This window comes from Candidatus Hydrogenedentota bacterium (assembly GCA_019637335.1).
Taxonomy (GTDB): domain Bacteria; phylum Hydrogenedentota; class Hydrogenedentia; order Hydrogenedentales; family JAEUWI01; genus JAEUWI01.
The window spans coordinates 558,665-578,567 of sequence record JAHBVV010000001.1 but is presented as its reverse complement, the minus strand read 5'-3'; the positions used below and the strand labels follow the sequence as shown (position 1 = coordinate 578,567).

Sequence of the window (19,903 nt, the reverse complement as noted above, 5' to 3'; positions counted from 1 at the left end):
GGACCGGGATGCCGGCTATTCGATTTCCCCATCTTCGGGCTCGCCGTATGGGTCCATATCCGAGGCGAGTCCATACGGGTCATGCCAGTAGTGCGTGATGACAAGCGGGTCCGCGTCGCGAACGTACTCTCGCTCGTACCCGAGCTCGCGGGTGTATCCGAGTTGGTAGGCGTCGTCAGCCAGCTCATACACATACGGCGCATCCAGATAGGGATTTCGGGGCACGGCGCCACCGAATTCGCCCGCGAACACCTCCAGGGAATCGGGATAGGCGCCATCCGCGCGCTTGTGGCGCTCAAGCAGCATCGCCAGGCGGATGATGTCCATCGAAGCCCACCGGTCGGGTTGGTTCGGCAGGTCGTGGCGGCTGAGCTGGACGACGAAGTACCAGCCCGAATTGCTTCGCATGACCTTAATATTGGAGACATTTGGCTCCACGTCGAACTTCTCGTAAAACGACGCCAGCCGGGGCTCGGCCTCGGCGTAGGGCAACGCCACCAGATCCAATAGCTCCGCGGTCGCGCGGCTGAACCGATCGAGATCGTGATTGAACAGGGCCGGCGTCAGGCGGGGATAGGCCCAGTTCCGGAAATACGCCACGGGCGCCTCCCGAAACGCGAAACCCATCGGTCGCTGATTCCAGGTTTCGTAGCTTTCAATGATTTCCGCCGCGCGGAGCCGTACCTGGGCCCGAAAGAAGCCCGGATTCCGGTGGTGGCTCAGCAGGTCGAACAGGGCGTCGCCGCGCGGCCCGCTGGCCAGCTCGCTTTCAATGGCCGGGCGGAGAAGTTCCCAGTTTGAGTAGTCCCCGATACTCCAATAACCGGGCAGCCCACGGAATCGAAAACCGTTGAGATAGACGAGCCCGTAAAATGCATCGAGCACCGCGCCATGGTCCTCGAGCGCGGCGCTGATCCAGAGGCGCCGTTGTAACACCCAGGATGCCCGTCCGGGGCCGTCAAAGGCCGATAGGCGCTTCAACAGATAGGGCATATCGAACACCGTGTCCATATCGACCCCGCACCGGACGAGCGCCATCACCTCGTCGATATAGGGTTGACGGCATGCCTGAAAGGCGAGGAGGCGCTCGCGCTCAACTGCGCTCAGGGCGCCATCCTCGACGTGGCGCGCGGCGCCGACGACCGAGACCCATATCCCCTCCGGTAGTTCGCAGGGCTCGAGCATCGCATCGGCCTCGACCGCCAGTGCTTGCCACCCGGCCCGCAGCGCCTCAATGTCGGGCGTGGAAATGGGCGCCGCGCTATCCGTACCGGATCGCGGGGATTCACTCGACGCATTGCCCCCGTCCCGCGGCGGCGCGTCCTCGAACTGCGCCAGTTTCTCGCGAAGCGCCCCGACCGACTGGTCCCGGGAGTGGGCGGTGTGCCGCGCGAGCATTTGCATGCCGATGATTGCGAGCAGGGTGATCGAAACCAGGATTGCGACCGACCATTGCAGAACTTTACCCATCGTGCTGCCTCCATGTCACGAAGTGCCCGTCGCCCTCAGGGTAGCACACGCGCCGGCGGAAGTCGCGCCCCCCGCGTCACCCCTGGATCTTGTACAGCACCAGCTCCGATGGTTCCGGCAGCGGCGGTTCGCGGGGCCGGTCGCGGTTGGGGCCGAGGGTCTCCCAGCGGAGGAGGTAGCGCGTGCCCGGCTCCGGGCTTCTCCCGAGATCGGTGGCGGTGCGCACCTGTAGCCCGGGGAATTCGCCCTGGATCGTGCCGAACCCGGGTGGCGTGTTGCTCGGCGGCAGGGGGAGCTGTTCGGTGGCCCGGAGCGTCTCCGGGTCGATGCGCCACCGCTCGCGCCCGAGCTGCCAGTGGCTCCATTCCTGGTAGAGCCCGTCCCCGTCCCGCTTGACGGGCTGGACCCGCACGTCAAAGGGGATGCTGCCGCGCCCGCTGAATTCCCAGCGCGTATCCCAGCGGGAGGCCGCCGCAATGGCCCACTTCCCGTCCTCCCAGCGCGCATTGAATACCTGGGAGTATCCGTCGCCGTCGTACTTGTGGTAGGTCACCACCGGCCGCCCGTCCAGGTCGAAACCCAGCTTCGCGTTGCCATTGATCACGCCGCCGCCCGGCGGGACGGGATCGACCACGGTCGCGGAGGCGTCCGGGGTGACCGGCAATTCCAGCGCCTCGCCGCCGGCGGTTTCCCAGCCGATCAGGTCGCGGCTGCGCATGTACGACACGTCGTGGTTCGTTTCGCAGTCGGGGGTGTTCCGCCACACCCAGACGAGGTGAAAGTACCCGTCCGGCCCCCGGTGCGGGCCGTCGAGATAGGCGTTCATCTCGCTGCGGCCGTCGGTCAGGGGACGATCCAGCAGCCGCGACCACGCGCCGGTTTCCGCGTCGTACCGGTTGTAGATCTGGTTGCCGGAACCGCTGCTGCCGTCGCGGTAGGTGTAGATAAACTCGCCGGCCGGTCCCCGGAAGAAGCGGGGATAGGTCATGCGGCCCTCGTCCTCGCCCACCAGCTTTTCGACCCGCGCGAAGGTCGCGAGGTCGAGCGGCGCGCCGGTCTTGAAGTAGACCAGCGGGTTCACGTGGAGATTCCCGGACAGGTGCAGGTGGTTCCGATCATCCAGCGCCATCGTGATGTAGTTGTGGCTGTCCCAGACCACCTTCTCCGGCAGCGGGACGCGGTTCCAGCCCGTTTCGCCCAGCGTGCGCGAGGCGACGACCATCTGGCGGTCGGCGTTGTAATACGCCACGAATTGGTGGGGCGCATGGGTCAGGAGGGCGAAGCCAACGGGATGGCCCGACCAGACCCGGTCCACCGGGAGCGTCTCGACGACTTCGGCGGCCCGGGAAGCGCCGGCCGCAACGGCGACAATGCTCAGGGATAGGTGTAACAACGTTTTCATGGGGGCCCTCGCGGTTGGTGTTCGCATAAAAAACCAGTATATCGCCCTGTTCCTGAGCGGGCAAGGCGGGGCGGCGGCGCTTGCCCGGGCGCGCGGCGTTTTCGTTCGAAGCCCGCAGTGTGCTATACTACCCCAGTTTGCCCAGCGAATCGCTACCGGGCGCAACGCTGTCTCCCCATTCTCCGGAACACCCGATTCCGGCCCCGGTATGCATAAACCCCAGTTCCCAAAGGAGGGTATTTACCCATGAGTTCCAAGCATGTAGCCGTCGCGGGCGCCACCGGCGTGGTGGGCCAGCAGATGCTGCGGGTCCTCGAAGAACGCGACTTCCCCATCGCCTCGATCAAGCTACTGGCCTCGGCCCGATCGGCGGGCAAGACGCTCACCTTCAAGGGCGAGGAACTGCCGGTGGAGGAGTTGACGGAAGACTCGTTCAAGGGCGTTGACGTGGCCCTGTTCAGCGCGGGCGGCGGCACGAGCAAGCACTTCGCGCCCTTCGCCGCGAAAGACGGCTGTGTGGTCGTGGATAATTCGAGCGCCTGGCGCATGGACCCCGAAGTGCCGCTTGTGGTGCCGGAGGTAAACCCCGGAGACATCCAGAAGCACAAGGGCATCATCGCCAACCCCAACTGCTCGACCATCCAGATGGTGCAGGTGCTCCAGCCCATTCACGCGGCCGCGAAGATCCGGCGCGTCGTGGTTTCGACCTACCAGGCCGTCTCCGGCGCCGGCAGCGCCGCGCTGAACGAACTGGACGCCCAGGTGCGTTCCGTCATAAACGGCGAAACGCCCGCCTGCTCGGTCTTCCCCAAGCCCATCGCCTTCAACGTGATCCCCCAGATCCCGCACAAGAACGCCTTCGGCGACAACGGCTACAGCTCCGAAGAGATGAAGATGGTCAACGAGACCAAGAAGATCATGGGCGACCCGTCGATCATGGTCACGGCGACGACCGTCCGCGTGCCGGTGCACACGGGCCACAGCGAATCGGTGAACGTGGAAACCGCCACGAAGCTCACCGCCGCCCAGGTCCGCGATCTCCTGGAAAAAGCGGAGAACATTATCGTTATGGACGATCCGGCCCACGATCTCTTCCCCACTGCGCTCGACGCCGCCGGCAAGTTCGACACCTACGTCGGGCGGATCCGCGAGGACATCTCGCACCCCTCCGCCATCGACCTCTGGATCGTCTCCGACAACCTGCTCAAGGGCGCGGCCCTGAACGCGGTGCAGATTGCCGAGCGGCTGTAATTTCAACGTACCCCCCAGGGGCGCGCCTTCGGGCGCGCCCCTTTTTTTGTTGCGCCGCTCGCCGCGTCTCCGCCGATAGTGTTTCCACGGGGGGCTCTGCTATACTTTTGGCTCCCCCAAGCGCGAGGCCTGAGCGTACAGGCTTTCCATGCGCGCCGGTTTGCGGGCGGGTGTGCTTCCCGCCCTCGCCGGTCGACCGCCGTGCGGGGCGCCGTACCACAATGAACCCATCCGGGCGCCTGCCGGGCGCCGGCACGAAACGAGAAGGAGCTACCATGTCTTTTCCCATCGACACCAGCAACTACAAGCCGGTGCCCATCGACCCGTTTCAAAATGCGCCCCTGACGGCGGATCAGAAGGCCCAGATCCAAACCAATATCGACATCGTCCGCGATACGATCGTGTTCTTCACCGCCGTGGCCGGCGTGCGCGGCTTTGGCGGCCATACCGGCGGCGCCTACAGCATCGTGCCCGAGGTCATCATCGCGGACAGCTTCATGAAGGGCAGCGACCGCGTATATCCCGTGTATTTCGATGAAGGGGGCCACCGCGTCGCCATCCAGTACGCCATGAGCGCGTTCAACGGCGAGATGCCCTTCGAGAAGCTCCTGCAGTACCGCGCGGCGGGCGCCGGCCTCTACGGCCACCCGGAAATCGAGCCCGAACTGGGCATCAAGTTCGCCTCCGGGCGCCTGGGCCACATGTGGCCCTTCGTCAACGGCATCGCAAAGGCCCACCCGAACGGCGTCGTGTTCATGTTCGGCTCCGACGGCTCCCAGATGGAAGGCAACGACGCCGAGGCCGCGCGCCTGGCCGTCGCGCAACAGCTGAATGTGAAGCTCGCCATTGACGACAACAACGTCACCATATCCGGCCACCCCAGCGACTACCTGCCGGGCTACGACGTCGCCAGGACCCTTACCGGCCACGGGCTGACCGTGGACGCGGGCGATGGCGAGGACCTGGACGCCCTCTACGCGCGCATGCTCCAGGCCGTCAACACCCCCGGGCCGGTCGCGCTGGTGAACCGCCGCCCGATGGCCCCCGGAATCCCGGGGATTGAGGGCAACCACGCGGGCCACGACGTGATCGACAAGGAATCGGCGCTGAACTACCTGACGATGCGCGGCCAGGACGAGGCGGTGAAATTTTTGAACGCGGTCAAGAAACACGGGCCCAGCGTCACCTACAAAGGCTCCACCCCCGAACAGGCCAGTAACCGCACCGAGTTCGGCGCGATCGTCAACGCCATCCTCGACGAAATCCCGGCGGACGAACGCCCCAACCGCGTGCTGGTGGTCGACTCGGACCTGGAAGGCTCCACCGGCCTCAAGGGCATCCGCGTGGCGCATCCGGAAGTCTGCATCAACGGCGGCGTCCAGGAGCGCGGGAACTTCTCCGCGGCGGCCGGCTTCGGCTCCGTCCCGGGCAAGCTCGGCATCTTCAGCACCTTCTCGGCCTTCCTGGAGATGATCATCTCCGAGGCGACCATGGCGCGCCTGAACAACGCCAACGTCATCTGCCACTTCTCGCACGCGGGCGTGGACGAAATCGCCGACAACACCTGCCACTACGGAATCAACATCTGGCTTGCGCACAGCGGCATCAAGGAAGGCGACAACACCCGCCTCTACTTCGCCGCCGACGCCGCCCAGCTCAAGAGCCTGGTCAACACCATCTGGAGCGACCCCGGCATCCGCTACGTTTTCACCACCCGCAGCAAGGTCCCCTTCATCGCGAAGGAAGATGGCTCGAAGTATTACGATGAGAGCTACCAGTTCGTGCCCGGCAAGGACGAGGTCATTCGCGAAGGCCAGGCCGGGTACGTCGTCTGCTACGGCGAGATGCTCTACCGCGCCCTCGACGCCGTCGACCGCGCCCGCGAAGCCGGCATCGACGTCGGCCTCATCAACAAGCCCACTCTCAACGTCATCGACGAGGACATGCTGAAGAAAGTTGGCGCGGCGCCCTTCGCGCTCGTCGTCGAGGCGCAGAACGAAAACAACGGCCTCGGCAGCCGCTACGGGACCTGGCTCCTCGAACGAGGCCTCGCGCCGAAGTACGCCAGCATGGGCGTCGTCCGCCCCGGCGCCGGCGGCATCCCCGAACACATCGCCCACCAGGGCCTGGATGCCGACAGCATCCTGGCGAGGATTAAGACGCTCGCGGGGTAGGCCCCAGGCGGCAGGACCAGAAAGAATCACGGCCCCGGAGGATGCCTCCGGGGCCGCGTTTCGCGATCTATTCACCAGATCAGTTGCCCATCCCACTAGTGCGCGTACGTACACGTCCCTTGGCGGTTCCTTTTGCTTTATCCATAATGAACCGGTATTCTCTGTCCAAGGGATTTCATACGCTAGGATAAGATCCAAATGTGGTAATTCTTCGATTTTGGTCGTCGGCACAGCGAAAAACCAACGAGCCGCGCATAGGCTTGCGAGGTGAAATGAATTTCGAGAGGACAACCCGATGGCAACCGCCGAGCAGATAAAGTCCCTCATACGTTCGCACTTGAGCGAGCAGCCTGAGCAATTCTTTACGATAGCGCTTCAAGTCGCCGCCCATGAGGCGAAGCAAGGCCATGGCGCGTTGGCCGAAGACATTCGCACACTCGTAGACAAGGCCAAGGCGCGTCCGGGCCGAATCGTACCATTCACGCCGGACCTCAACCATCTTGTGTTAACAGCCGAGCCGAACGAGCGACTCGGATCGCTGGTTCTCTCGAACGGTATGTGCAGTCGAATCGAGAGGATCCTTCGCGAATTCCGCCAGAAGGCCAAGCTCGAGAAGCACGGACTATCACACCGCAGAAAGATCCTGTTGGCTGGCCCGCCAGGTACGGGAAAGACCCTGACCGCATCTGTGTTGGCGGGCGAACTGCATTTGCCACTCTACACGATTTTGATGGATAAGATCGTGACAAAATTCATGGGCGAGACGAGCGCGAAGTTACGACAAATATTTGACATTATTCAGCAGCGACGCGGGGTGTACCTCTTTGATGAGTTTGACGCGATTGGCGGCGAGCGCAGCCGCGATGATGATGTCGGCGAAATGCGGCGCGTATTGAATTCCTTCCTGCAATTCATCGAGCGCGATACCTCGGACAGCCTCGTTGTGGCGGCCACGAACAATCCACGCATTCTGGACCAGGCGCTTTTCCGGCGCTTCGACGATGTTCTCCACTACGGCCTCCCCGAGACGGGAGAAATCGCCCGATTGATCGAGAACCGCCTTGGCGCCTTCCATTCAAAAAAGGTCTCGCTCGATGCGTCGGCCAGGATGGCGCTATCGCTAAGCCACGCGGAAATCACACAGGCGTGCGACGACGCCATTAAAGAAACCATTCTGGCCGATAGGAAAACCGTGACTGCGACTCTACTCAAGCGGATGCTCGAGGAACGCCGCTCCGCCTATGAGGATTCAAGAAGGGGGTAACTTTACTGTGCCGACGCAACATCGCCACATTTTTCTTCCGGACACCGGAGAGAAGAAGAATTTCACTACACCGCGAAGTGGAGGAGGCCAGGAAGCTCCTCCTCGAAACCGGAAGGCACATAGCGCAAAGCTCAAAGAACAATGGGCTGCGATTTGGACAAAAGCGCGAGAGCAGGAAGAGGCCCGCTCAGCGGTTTCCATGCCGGCCAAAGATGGTGTCTATGTCGAATTTGAGGGGGCACCAGGTTACGAGTTGATTACCAAGAGCCTTGAAGACCGCCGCTCTGGAATTCGACTGCTTAATGTGTACACGGTACAACCTGAAAATGGAAAAGGGCAAAGGATTACGCGGGCGACAGTATTCATTCCGTCAGGGAAGCAAGACCATTTTCTCAAGAAGTTGAATGAATACGCGGAGAAAGACACGCCCAAGGGCACTCCCAAGAACGCAAAACTGCTTCAGAGCGTCGAGGATATTCGGATTGCGGTATTGGAGTCTTTCTGGCGGGACGATACCGATCTTTTACCCCAGGGCGATGATGCGATATGGTGTGAGATCTGGCTCCGGGCAGAGAGCGCTTTTGCAGGGCAACCCGCAGGCGACGCTGGCGCAATTGTAGAGGAAAGCTTTAGTGAAACTGCCCGTATCCTCGGTGTCCCTCTTCAGGAGCGGTCGCTCAGGTTTCCCGAGCGGACGGTGCTACTCGGACTCGCCACGCGCGCGCAATTCGCAGCCCTGATGGAGTCCAGCCCGTATATCGCCGAATTCAGAAGAGCCAAGGAGACCGCCCGTTTTTTCCTTGAATTGCAGAACAAGGAACAAGCCGAGTGGGCAGAAGACCTTCGGTCGCGACTCAAGGTAAACAAGAATCCGACCGTCGCAGTATGCGTTCTGGATACTGGGGCGAATAATGGTCATGTCCTTCTTGAGCCTATACTCGCCGACGGGGATTGCCATGCCGTGGACCCACAATGGGGCGTGAATGACCATAGGGGGCATGGAACGTTGATGTGCGGCATAGCCGCATTCGGGGACTTGCTTGCCGCATTGCAGCACGATGGCCCCATTGCGGTGGAGCACTGTCTTGAGTCTTCCAAGATACTTCCGCCCCGCGAAGATAATGATCCAGAACTCTACGGTGACATTACCATCCAGGGTATCAGCCGCGCAGAGATTAAAGCATCTACCCGAAGCCATATTGGGTGTTTGGCGGTAACATCGGAGGACGGACGCGACCGAGGCCGCCCGTCTTCCTGGTCCGCGGCAATCGACAAGCTTACTTCCGGCTATGACGATGGCGGGAAGCGCCTTTTCATTATGTCGGCAGGGAACAGCGAACGGGATGTTGGATGGGCACACTATCCGCAAAGCAATCTAGAGTACTCAGTTCACGACCCGGGGCAGTCTTGGAATGCCCTTACGGTAGGCGCCTACACAGAAAAGTCTCGGCTTACCGACCCGGATCTCCATGATCACACTCCATTGGCCCAACCGGGCCAGTTGTCACCTTTCAGCTCCACATCGGCCAACTGGGACTCGAAATGGCCCGTAAAACCGGATATCGTGTTGGAAGGCGGAAACATCGCGCAGGCCCCCGACGGGACTTTCAGCGAGCATGACGACCTTTCGTTGCTCTCGACCGGACACCAACCTATTCGCCGCCAGTTTGACGCGATCAATGCCACCAGCGCCGCAGCCGCACAAGCGGCCTGGATGGCAGCACAGATCCAGGCGTCCTATCCGGATGCCTGGCCCGAGACGGTCCGGGGACTGATGATACATTCGGCAGATTGGCCGGACGCCCTGAAGCAACAGTTCCTCGATGCCGACAGGCGGGGCGGGTATTCGAAGTCTGATTACGGAAAACTGCTCCGAATTTGTGGCTATGGCGTGCCCAATCTCTCCAAGGCCATGGCATGCGCTTCAAACTCCTTGACGCTCATCGCGCAGTCGGAAATGCAACCCTACACCAAGAAGGGTTCCACCTGTTCTACTAAGGATATGCATCTGCACCGCATTCCATGGCCACGCGATATTTTGCTTTCCTTGGGAGAGATGACTGTCACACTCCGTATTACGCTTTCCTATTTTGTCGAGCCTGGACCGGGCGAAGTGGGCTGGAAAGACAAATACCGCTATGCGTCCCATGCGCTGCGCTTCGACCTTAACAGCATGGGTGAGGACGAGGAGCGTTTCTTACGGCGACTCAACTACGCAGCACGGGAAGAGGGCGAGAAACCGGATAGCGAAAGCGGAAGTGATAGGTGGCTCATTGGCTCAAACAATCGAAGCAAGGGCTCTGTCCATTCCGACATTTGGAGGGGAACCGCTGCCGATATCGCCACCTGCAATATTATCGGAGTCTATCCCATTGGAGGGTGGTGGCGAGAACGGGCATGGCTTGGGCGTTGGGATCGGAAGTGCAGATATTCACTAATTGTTTCACTCCATACCTCAGACGAGGAGATAGATATTTACACACCGGTCGCTCAGAAAGTCGGTATAACTATCGGCACATAGATCGCTTTCCTGAGGACTATTGTCTGTCTTGAACGCAACACAGCCAAATCCACCAGTCACTCCCCGCAATGGCAAAAAAGAAACTGGGTTTACTTCGGGCTGTGGTTCAGCAGCGACAGTCTTGTCGCCCCATAGTCACTGGCCGCGTTCCAGCGTCTGCTGGATGAAGTGCATTAGCCACGACCGGAAAATTGGGGCATCGACCGGCTTGGCCAACTGTCGAAGGATTGCCCTGGCGAGACGCTCTCGTGTCTCTGGAGCCGATATGAACACGCGGAGTCGCCTTTGTATCGCGAACACCGGTGGGACCACGTCGTGGCGGTTCTTCGTGCCTCCTTGTCCAGCGAGAATATGGAACTGAAGACCGAAGGGATCAAGCTCGCAAACGTCATCAGCGCTAAAGGGCTCCAATCTCATAACCTGGACGAACTTCGGGCACTCGTGAAGAGCGTGTGACCACGTTGTTGTCGAGATTCAACACCAAGCCGCCCGGGCCGCCCGCGCTCCCATTCGTCCGCACATCCGTTGCGGCGCGGGATTTTTTGTCGAGGAATCAAGCCTGCTGCATTCCGCTAAAGAATTACGTATTCGGGAACTCCGAAAGGTACGGTATCGGCGAAGCCCAACCTTATGAGCCGTGATAGAGCCAGCCGACAAAAGACAAACAAATTACGGCCCCGGAGGATGCCTCCGGGGCCGTTGTCTTTGGGCGCGTCGTGCGCGGCAGGCGTTTCGTCGAACAGCGCGTGCTTCGGTCTGGCGGCTTGCGGGCGCTACGTCTCCTGGCGCTTGTCCGGGAGCGCCGGTTCATGTCCCGCGAAGTTTCATGCGAGTTCGGGCAGTTCCCAGCCGCCGCGGAACGTGGGTTTGATGAATTCGTTCGCCTTTTCGTTGTTCGTGAAACGCAGGTTCTCGCCGTCCCACTGGAGTGTTTCGTTCGGGAAGCGCCAACTGATGGCGCCGAGCAGGATCCATTCCGTGTAGGGCGCGGCGATGTGGAAATCCGAGCACGGCGTTTTCCCGGTCTTGCAGGCCTGGATCCAGTCTTCGTAGTGGCCGGGCGAACGCTCGAGAACCTGGGCCGGGAGCGTGAATTCCTCCATCTTCGCCTTGGGAAGCAGGCTTACGTGCTCGCCGCGTCCCTTGGTTCCCATAAGCCCCTTTGTCCCGATGAAGAACTCGTTGAACCCCTTGAGGTCTTCACCGGCAAGGGCCTCGGGGACCTTGAACTGGGCGGTGGCGTTTCCTTCATACCAGTAGACGGACACCGGCGGCATCTTGCCCGCGGGCACATACTTGTTGGGGCGCTCGGGGAAATCCATTTTCACCGCGTAGTGCGGAAAGGTAACCGGATTCACGCCCTCCACGGCGAAGCTGGTGATCTGCGCCGGGCTGCCCAGTTGCAGGCCCCAGTTGGCGGGCCCGAGCATGTGAATGCCCCAGTCGCCGATCATCTGCGAGCCATAGTCCAGGAAGCCGCGCCAGTTTGACGGGTGAATCTTCGCGCTGTAGGGGTGTACCTCGGCGCGCCCGCTCCACAGATCCCAGTTGATGGACTCGGGCGCGGTTTCTCCTTCGGGCCAGGCCGAAATATCGCGCGCGAACCCGCCCCCACTCATCGAGTGCACCTCGGTAATGTCGCCGAGCGCGCCGCTCCACATGATTTCGCACGCCACGCGGGTCGCGTCCGAGGAGTAGCCCTGGTTGCCCATCTGCGTCACGACATCATATTTCTTCGCCGCCTTCGCCAGGTAGCGCGCCTCCCAGACGCTCTGGGTCAGCGGCTTCTGGCAATACACGTGCACGCCCCGCTCCATGGCAAACGCGGCCACGCTCGCGTGCATGTGATCGGGAATCGTAATCGTGATCCCGTCCAGGTTCTTGTGTTCCTTGTCCAGCATCTCGCGATAGTCGCGGTACAGCTTCGCATTCGGGTAGTGCTCCGCCGCGCGCAGGAGGAAATTCTCGTCGACGTCGCAGAGGGCGTATATGTTCTCGGAGCTGACATGCTTGACATCGTACATGCCCTGCATGCCGCCCACGCCGACGCAGCCGATATTCATTTTCTCGCTGGGCGCAATTTCCTGTGCGCCGGAAACGGCGAATCGGGGAACAATGGTGAAACCCGCGGCCGCGGCCGATGCGGCGAGAAAACGGCGGCGCGAAAGATAGTGTGTACGCACGGTTGGATATCCTTTGTGTTGTTTCCGCCGGCGTCGAACAGCCGGCAGACCGTGTTTATGGTACATGGGTCCCATGTGAATTGCCAGCACGGGCGGTGCCCCGAGCCCGGCGCGCGGTGGCGTTGAATCGTGGTTCCACGCAAGGTTGTCCCGATCCTTGTAAAGGTTGCGGCAATTCCTCCATGATGGCGTTGCAAACCGCAGGCTACCCCAAGGGAGTACACCCCCATGACTTCGCCCAACCTCACCCGCCGCGCCGCCCTGACGTCCCTGGCCGCGGCGCCCGCCGGTATCGTGCTCGGCGCGGCGGGCGCGCGCGCCGAGGACACCCCCGCGCCCCTCAAGGGCAATATCAAGCATTCGGTCTGCAAGTGGTGCTACAAGGACCTGACGCTCGACGAGCTTGCGGCGCACGCGGCGGCGATGGGCATCCAGGGGATCGACCTCCTGGGTCCAGAGGAGTGGCCGGTCATCGCGAAGCACGGCCTGATCTGCCCCATGGCGAGTGGCCCGGGCCCCATCAAGGACGGCTGGAACGAGCCGCACCGCCACGATGAACTGGTGAGGAAGTCGGAGGATCTGCTCCCGCAGATTGCGGCGGCGGGCCTCCCGAACATGATCGTGTTCTCGGGCAATCGGCGGGACCTCAGCGACGCGGAAGGCTTGAAAAACAGCGCGGCGGGCCTCAAGCGGATTACCCCGCTGGCGGAGCAGCTCGGCGTGACCATCTGCATGGAGCTGCTCAACAGCAAGAAGGATCACAAGGATTACCAGTGCGACCGGACGCCCTGGGGCGCGGCGCTTGTCCAGGAGGTCGGATCGGATCGCTTCAAGCTGCTGTACGACATCTACCACATGCAGATCATGGAGGGGGACGTGATCCAGACGATCACGGACAATATCGAGTATATCGGCCATTTCCACACCGGCGGGGTCCCCGGCCGCGCCGAGATCGACGAGACGCAGGAGCTGTATTATCCCCGGATCTGCCAGGCCATCGCCGACACCGGATTCCAGGGCTTCGTGGCGCAGGAGTTCATTCCCAAACGCGACCCCATCGCGTCGCTGCGCCAGGCGGTTCACCTCTGCGACGTGTAGGGGGCGCCGCCCGGGTTGATTCGGTCCAGCCTTTCATGACGCGTTGCGTCACCCAGTAAGGATGAAATACTGCTCCTGACTGCTGGCGTTCTTTTGGAGTCTCGCACGCTCAAGCCTTCGCGGCGGAGCCGCGGAGCTTGAACGTGGCACCCGTGGCTCCCTTTGAAGTTTTAGAGCAGCCTTTCATGAGGCGTTGCGTCACCCGTTAAGGATGAAAAGGACGGCGGCTTCGCCGCTTGGCAGGCGGGGACGCCCACCACGGCGCGTCTCCGACCTGCGCTCCCAGCCTTTGCCGCTTCCTTGTTTGGGTTACTGTAGTCTGTTTTGGATGAGGCTGTTGTGGTGAAGCTGAGGCGCTTTTTTTCAGAGCAGAAGTCAGTATAAACATTTCCCCACCTATAGTTTCACCTGAAACTATTGACACCGGCAAGCGCGTGCTATACACTCCCGGCCAAGTCGGCGCGGGCGGGCGCGTGGTGTGGTTCGCCGGGCGCTGGCCTTTACCCAGTATTTACCGCGAGCGCCGCCGCCATGACCCACAGCACCCTCCGGCTTGACCGCTGGACCACCCGTTACGGCCTGATTATGGCCATGGCCGGCAATGCGGTCGGCCTGGGCAACTTCCTGCGTTTCCCCGCCAAGATGGAAGCCTACGGCGGGGCCTTCCTGATTCCCTATTTCGTGGCGCTGCTGCTGCTGGGCCTCCCGCTGATGTGGATTGAGTGGACCATCGGGCGCCACGGCGGCGGCCACGGCCACGGATCGACCCCGGGCATGTTCCACCGCCTGTGGCCGCACCCGCTGGCGAAATATCTGGGCATCTTCGGCGTCATCCTGCCGGCGGCCATCGGCCTCTATTATGTGTACATCGAATCCTGGTCGCTGGGCTACGCCTGGAAGACGGCCACCGGCGCCTACTGGGGCCAGGACACGCGCGAAGAGATGAAAAGCGTGTTCGGATCCTACCTCGGCCTCGGGGATGGCTTTTTCTCGTTCGGCATGGAGGCGTACACCTTCTTTCTGATCACGATCTTTCTGAACCTCATCGTGTTCAGCCGCGGCATCATGCACGGGATCGAGCTGGTGGCGAAGTACGCCATGCCGGTACTGCTTCTCCTCGGCGCGATCCTGGCCATCCGCGTTCTGACACTCCCCGCCGTGGATGGCCGCAGCGCATGGGACGGCCTGGCGTATTTCTTCCGGATCGACTGGAGCTCGCTGGCGTCACCGGACATCTGGATTACGGCGACGGGACAGATCTTCTTCACGTTGAGCCTCGGTTTCGGCACCATCCACACCTACGCGAGCTACCTGGAGCGGCACGACGACCTCGTGCAGAATGGGCTGAGCACCTGCGCGGTGAACGAATTCACCGAAGTTATTCTGGGAAGCTGCGTGGTGGTGCCGGCGGCGGTGATTTTCTTCGGCGCGCCCATGACCCGCGAGATCGTGGCGGGCGGCACCTTCGATATCGGGTTCTACACCTTACCGGTCATTTTCCAGGAGTTTCCCTTCGGGCGGCTCTTCGGCACCATGTGGTTCGCGCTGCTCTTCCTGGCCGGCCTCACCTCCAGCGTGTCCATGTTCACGCCCCTGCTCCTCTTCCTCACGGAGGAGGTCAAGATGGTCCGGCGCCATGCAATTACGCTGGTGTCCGTTCTCGTGTTCGTGCTCATGCAGCCCGTCATCCTCTTCATGCACCGCGGCGTGCTTGACGAGCTGGACTACTGGGCCGGCACGTTCTTCCTGGTGGTCTTCGGCGCGGTCGAGGCCATCCTGTTTGCCTGGTGCTTCGGCATGAAGAAGGGCTGGGAAGAGCTTCACGCGGGCTCAAAGATGCGCGTTCCCGGGATCTACTACCGGATCATGCAGTTCGTGACCCCCGCGCTCATTCTCGTGCTCCTGGCCTGGTGGACCGTCGATGGCATGTGGGCCACCCTCACCATGGCGGCGGTGCCGGAGGCGAACAAGCCCTATGTCTTCGCCACGCGCATCGGCCTGTTGCTGTGCGGCGCGGCGCTCGCCTGGGCGATCCACCACGCGTGGAAGAAGAACCATTCCGGCGCGCCCGCCGCGGACTAGCCCTTCGCCTGGCGCAGCTTGCCGGCGTAGATCGCGAGGCCCATGGCGTTGAGTTCCGCGTCGCGGCGTAGCCAGTGCAGGTCGGCGGCGGGATCGGATACCCCGCATTTTTCCAGGTGCGCGGTGAACACCGCCCGCACCCGCTCGGCGCAGAATGCGTGGAGCGCCTCGCCCGCCAGATCCGTGGCGGACGCCTCCCGGGCCACGTCTTCGAGGCGATCGATCGAATCCAGCAATTGCGCGGCGCGCGCCGGGAGCTCGTCGAACATCCCGAAATGCGTGATATATGCCCAGTCCGCGCCCGTATCCAGAATGCGCTGGACGCTCTTGCGCGCCTCCGCCGGATCGAACTCCGGCGGGGACGACGTGCACACGATAAACGGCGGACCCGGGCGGCGGCTGCTCATGCGACCGAGCCCGAAGGTGTCGCCCGCGAAAATGATGTTCTCGCGGCTGTCGTGGATGCAGCAGTGGTGCGAGGCGTGCCCCCGCGTGTCGAGGAAGGTCAGGGTGCGCCCGCCCCATTCAATCTGCTCCCCGTCCTCCACCGTCCGCACCCGATCCGCCGGCACGGGCGCAATCTCGCCGTACAGCGCGTCGTATTGTTCATCGCCGTAGACCGCCCGGGTGCCCGCAACCAACCGCGCGGGGTCAATGAGATGCCGCGCGGCCTTCGGATGGGCCACCGCAATCGCGTTCGGGCAGTGGCGGAGCAGTTCCGCCGTGCCGCCCGCGTGATCGAGGTGCACGTGCGTGATGATCGCGTAGTCAACCGCCTCCGGGCCGATCCCCCGGTCCGCCAGCGCCGCCAGCAGGCGCGGAATAGCGGGGTTCGCGTTGTTGTCGATAAAGGCGGCGCGTCCATTCTCAATCACCAGGTACGCGGCGGCCGTCTCCGGCTCGCCGTGGTAGTGGCAGTCGATGAGCGTGATGGAATCGTGGGGAGAAGACATGGACCAAGCTCCGAAAGACAAAGGCAGTGGCGGCATGATACCGCACCCGCGCCCGGCGGGTAAATTCGGCGCTGCCGAATGTTTGCAAAACCAGACAAAACCAGAATACAGTGTCTTCATGGCTTTTCAGGTTTTCAGCGGTTGGGTTGTACCTTCTATGAACCTCCTCAATGTAGTTGCCCTGGCGGGCGTCCTCGGCGCCGCCGCCGCGCCGGCGGACCTCTTCACGGAACGTGTGCAACCGATCCTGCAGAAGCATTGCTTCGAGTGCCACGCCCACACCGGAACGATTAAGGGCGGGCTCGCGCTCGACTCCGCCTCCGGCCTGCGCCTGGGCGGCGAGGGCGGCCCGATCTTCGTCCCCGGCGCGCCGGAAAAGAGCCGCCTGATTACCGCCGTGCAGCATTCGGACCCGTCCTTCAAGATGCCGCCGAAGGCTAAGCTCTCGGCGGACGAGATCGCCGTGCTCGCGGATTGGATCCAGCGGGGCGCCGTGGATCCCCGTGGCGATGCCGAGGGGCCCGCAGTCGCGGGGGGCTCCACGGACAGCGGCGCCGCCTGGGAGGCCCTCTATCAGCAGCGGCTCACGTGGTGGAGCCTGCAGCCCCTGGCGGAGTCATCGCCGCCCGCCGTCGCGGATGCGTCCTGGCCGCGCAATGATGTCGATCACTTCATCCTGACGGCTCTGGAGGCCCGGGAATTGCGCCCCGCCCCCGAAGCGGACGCGCGAACTTTGGCGCGCCGCCTGAGCTTCGCCCTGACCGGATTGCCGCCGACCGTCGCGCAGGCCGAGGCCTTCGCCGCCAATCCTTCAGAAGCCGGCTACAGCGCCCTGGTGGACGAATTGCTCGCCAGCCCCCACTTTGGCGAGCGCTGGGCGCGCCACTGGATGGATGTCGTGCACTACGCCGACACCCACGGCTACGAATGGGACGCCCCCGCGAAGAACGCGTGGCGTTACCGCGACTACCTCATCCGGGCGTTGAACCAGGATGTGCCTTACAGGCAACTGATCCTGGAGCAGATCGCCGGTGACCTGATCCCGCCGCGGGTTGACCCCGAGACCGGGCTGAACGCGGCCATCATCGGACCGATGGCCCTGCGCCTGGGCGAACGCCGCCACGGCGACAATGGCGACGCCGAAGGGGTCACCCAGGAAGCCGTCGCGAACATGATCGACACCATGAGCAAGGGCTTCCTGGCTACCACCGTGGCCTGCGCCCAGTGCCACGATCACAAGCTCGACGCCGTGGGCCAGGCCGACTACTACAGCCTCGCCGGCGTGCTGATGAGTTCGCGCTGGTCCGTGCGTAGCGCGGAAACGGCGGACCCGAACGGTCCCGTGATAGATCGTATGAAGGGTCTCAAGGCGGCCATCCGCGCGGAGCTGGGTGATCGCTGGCGGGAATCGGCCCCCGCCATCGCGAATACCCTCCTGACCCCAGCACCCGATCCCGAAGCGGCGGAGAAATCGACCGATAAGGCGGAGGAAACACCCGCCGAACCGGCCTTTCCCGAGTCACTGCCCGCCGTATGGCAGTACCTTCAGGCGAAGCAGGCGCTGGGCGTTCCCGTGGAAGAGGCGTGGCGCGGTCTGGCGGCGGAATTCGCATCCAAACACGCGGATCGCGCCGCTGGAAACGCGGCCAATCTCCGCCTCATTGCCGACTTCACCCTGCCCGAACCGCCCCGGGGCTGGACGCTCGAGGGCTTCGGCATGAAGCATGGCCTCGTGGGCGATGGCGCGCTCGTAATCGCGGAGGAAGGCGAGTCCGCTGTCGCGCACCTCCTCCCTGCGGGCCGGTGGACCCATGTCTGGTCCAAACGCCTGGCGGGCGCGGTGCGCAGTTCGCTATTCGCCCGGGATCCCGCGCCGGCCATCGCTGTGGAATATGCGGGTGGCGATTACGCCGCGCAGGCGCTCATTGTGGACAAGGCCTTCCACAGCGAGCGGATGAAGTTTCTCAAACAGCCCCTCCCCGGGTGGCTGACCCTCGATACGGGCAACCTGGCCGCACTGGCCGGCGGCACGGACCCCACGCCGCGCGATTCCTACATCGAACTGGTCACGAAATCGCTGAACAACTACTACCCGCCGCGGGACCGCTTCGGCGGCCTGCCGCGCGAGGCGGAAGACGACCCGCGCTCGTGGTTCGGCCTTACGCGCGCCTACGAAGTCACCCCCGGCTACACGCCAGCCGATGAGCTAAACCGCCTGGCGCCGCTCTTTGAACACGCCGAACCGCCGGCAACGTCCGAGGCGGCCGCGGAACGCATTACGGATCTCGTGATTGACGCGCTTGATCGCTGGCGCGATGATCGCTGCGATACAGACGATGTGCGCCTGATCAACGAGGCGCTCCAGGCGGGATGGCTGCCGAATGCCGCCAACGCGACGCCCCGGTTAAACGAACTCATCGCGGACTACCGTCAGGCCGAGCAGGCGCTCCAGCCCGATCGCACCATCGGTTCCGCGGAGGACGCGCATGAAGGGCGCGATGCCCGCCTCGCCGTTCGCGGCTCCTACACCACCCTCGGCGACGAAGTCCCGCGCGGCACGATCCGCTTCCTCGGCGGGCCCGGATCCCGCGCCTACGAAAGCGCCAGCGGGCGCCTCGAACTCGCCCGCAACTTCACGCGCGACGACAACCCGCTGACCGCCCGCGTCTACGTCAACCGCGTCTGGCACCACCTCTTCGGGGCCGGCATCGTGCGCACCGTGGACGACTTCGGCCATCTCGGCGAGACCCCGTCGCACCCCGAGCTGCTCGACTGGCTCGCGAAGCGTTTCATGGCCGAGGGCTGGTCCACGAAACAGCTTATTCGCATGTTGGTGACCTCGTCCGCCTGGCGGCAGGCCAGCGCACCGGATCCCGCCGCGGTCACCGCGGATCCCGAGAACCGGCTCTGGCATCACATGCCCCTGCGGCGCCTCGAAGCCGAGGCCGTCCGTGACGCCATACTCGCGGCCTCCGGACGGCTCGACACGGCGTTGTATGGCCCGCCCATCAATCCCCACCGTGTGGCGGAGGACCCGACCAAGCGCCTCTTTGCCGGACCGCTCGACGGCGATGGGCGCCGCAGCATTTACCAGAAGATGACCATGATGGAGCCGCCGCGCTTCCTCGCCCTGTTCAACCAGCCGATTCCCAAATTGACCCAGGGCCGACGGGATACGTCCAACGTGCCCAACCAGGCGCTCGCGCTGCTGAACGACCCCTTCGTTGTGGCGATGGCGGAGCACTGGGGCGCCCGCGCCGTGGAGCGGACCGACGAATCGGCGGAATCGCGGATCGCGCACATGTTCCACACCGCGTTCGCGCGCCCGCCCCACTCGGAAGAAACCGCGCGCTTCGCCGAGTTCGCCGTGGCCAGCGCCGAGTTGCGCGGCGCCGACCCGGCGGACCTGATGGCCTGCGCGCCAGTCTGGCGCGACGTGGCCCACGCGATCTTTAATCTCAAGGAGTTCATCTACGTGCCGTAGGCGGCGCGCGCACTGCCGCCG

11 protein-coding genes are annotated in these 19,903 nt (G+C 63.2%); 7 read left to right on the top strand and 4 right to left on the bottom strand.

All coding sequences use genetic code 11. From position 1 onward, the window contains the following. Window positions 1-15: 15 nt before the first annotated feature. Together KF886_02120 and KF886_02115 are read right to left on the bottom strand one after the other, a co-directional pair. Window positions 16-1,470 (bottom strand): hypothetical protein, encoded by a 1,455-nt coding sequence (locus tag KF886_02120; GenBank protein MBX3176135.1) that lies wholly within the window; start codon window positions 1,468-1,470, stop codon window positions 16-18. A 76-nt stretch (window positions 1,471-1,546) separates the two neighbouring features. Then, on the bottom strand, window positions 1,547-2,872 hold the full coding sequence (locus KF886_02115) for a BNR repeat-containing protein (protein MBX3176134.1): 1,326 nt from the start codon (window positions 2,870-2,872) through the stop codon (window positions 1,547-1,549). A gap of 246 nt (window positions 2,873-3,118) precedes the next feature. Here KF886_02115 and KF886_02110 point away from each other — a divergent pair, with 246 nt between their 5' ends. From KF886_02110 to KF886_02095, 4 genes are all read left to right on the top strand, one after another. Further along, on the top strand, window positions 3,119-4,123 hold the full coding sequence (locus KF886_02110; protein MBX3176133.1) for an aspartate-semialdehyde dehydrogenase: 1,005 nt from the start codon (window positions 3,119-3,121) through the stop codon (window positions 4,121-4,123). A 275-nt stretch (window positions 4,124-4,398) separates the two neighbouring features. Beyond that, on the top strand, window positions 4,399-6,297 hold the full coding sequence (locus KF886_02105) for a transketolase (protein MBX3176132.1): 1,899 nt from the start codon (window positions 4,399-4,401) through the stop codon (window positions 6,295-6,297). Window positions 6,298-6,592: 295 nt separating this feature from the next. Beyond that, window positions 6,593-7,561 carry an ATP-binding protein gene (locus KF886_02100; GenBank protein MBX3176131.1) on the top strand — a complete coding sequence of 323 codons (969 nt, stop codon included), beginning with the start codon at window positions 6,593-6,595 and terminating at the stop codon, window positions 7,559-7,561. Beyond that, on the top strand, window positions 7,539-10,082 hold the full coding sequence (locus KF886_02095) for a S8 family peptidase (protein MBX3176130.1): 2,544 nt from the start codon (window positions 7,539-7,541) through the stop codon (window positions 10,080-10,082). The genes KF886_02100 and KF886_02095 overlap by 23 nt, the downstream gene beginning before the upstream one ends. Before the next feature lie 824 nt (window positions 10,083-10,906). On the opposite strand, the gene KF886_02090 is transcribed toward KF886_02095, so the two are convergent. Next, complete coding sequence (locus KF886_02090) at window positions 10,907-12,265, bottom strand: Gfo/Idh/MocA family oxidoreductase (protein ID MBX3176129.1); 1,359 nt, start codon at window positions 12,263-12,265, stop codon at window positions 10,907-10,909. A 228-nt stretch (window positions 12,266-12,493) separates the two neighbouring features. Here KF886_02090 and KF886_02085 point away from each other — a divergent pair, with 228 nt between their 5' ends. Together KF886_02085 and KF886_02080 are read left to right on the top strand one after the other, a co-directional pair. After that, window positions 12,494-13,363, top strand: a complete 870-nt coding sequence (locus KF886_02085) for a TIM barrel protein (protein MBX3176128.1) — start codon at window positions 12,494-12,496, stop codon at window positions 13,361-13,363. Between the two features lie 531 nt (window positions 13,364-13,894). Continuing rightward, window positions 13,895-15,445 carry a sodium-dependent transporter gene (locus KF886_02080; GenBank protein ID MBX3176127.1) on the top strand — a complete coding sequence of 517 codons (1,551 nt, stop codon included), beginning with the start codon at window positions 13,895-13,897 and terminating at the stop codon, window positions 15,443-15,445. Here the strand turns inward: KF886_02080 and KF886_02075 are convergent. Next, window positions 15,442-16,398, bottom strand: a complete 957-nt coding sequence (locus KF886_02075; protein MBX3176126.1) for an MBL fold metallo-hydrolase — start codon at window positions 16,396-16,398, stop codon at window positions 15,442-15,444. The two genes, KF886_02080 and KF886_02075, sit on opposite strands and share 4 nt — an antisense overlap. A 157-nt stretch (window positions 16,399-16,555) precedes the next feature. Here KF886_02075 and KF886_02070 point away from each other — a divergent pair, with 157 nt between their 5' ends. Further along, on the top strand, window positions 16,556-19,882 hold the full coding sequence (locus KF886_02070) for a PSD1 domain-containing protein (protein ID MBX3176125.1): 3,327 nt from the start codon (window positions 16,556-16,558) through the stop codon (window positions 19,880-19,882). Window positions 19,883-19,903 lie beyond the last annotated feature (21 nt).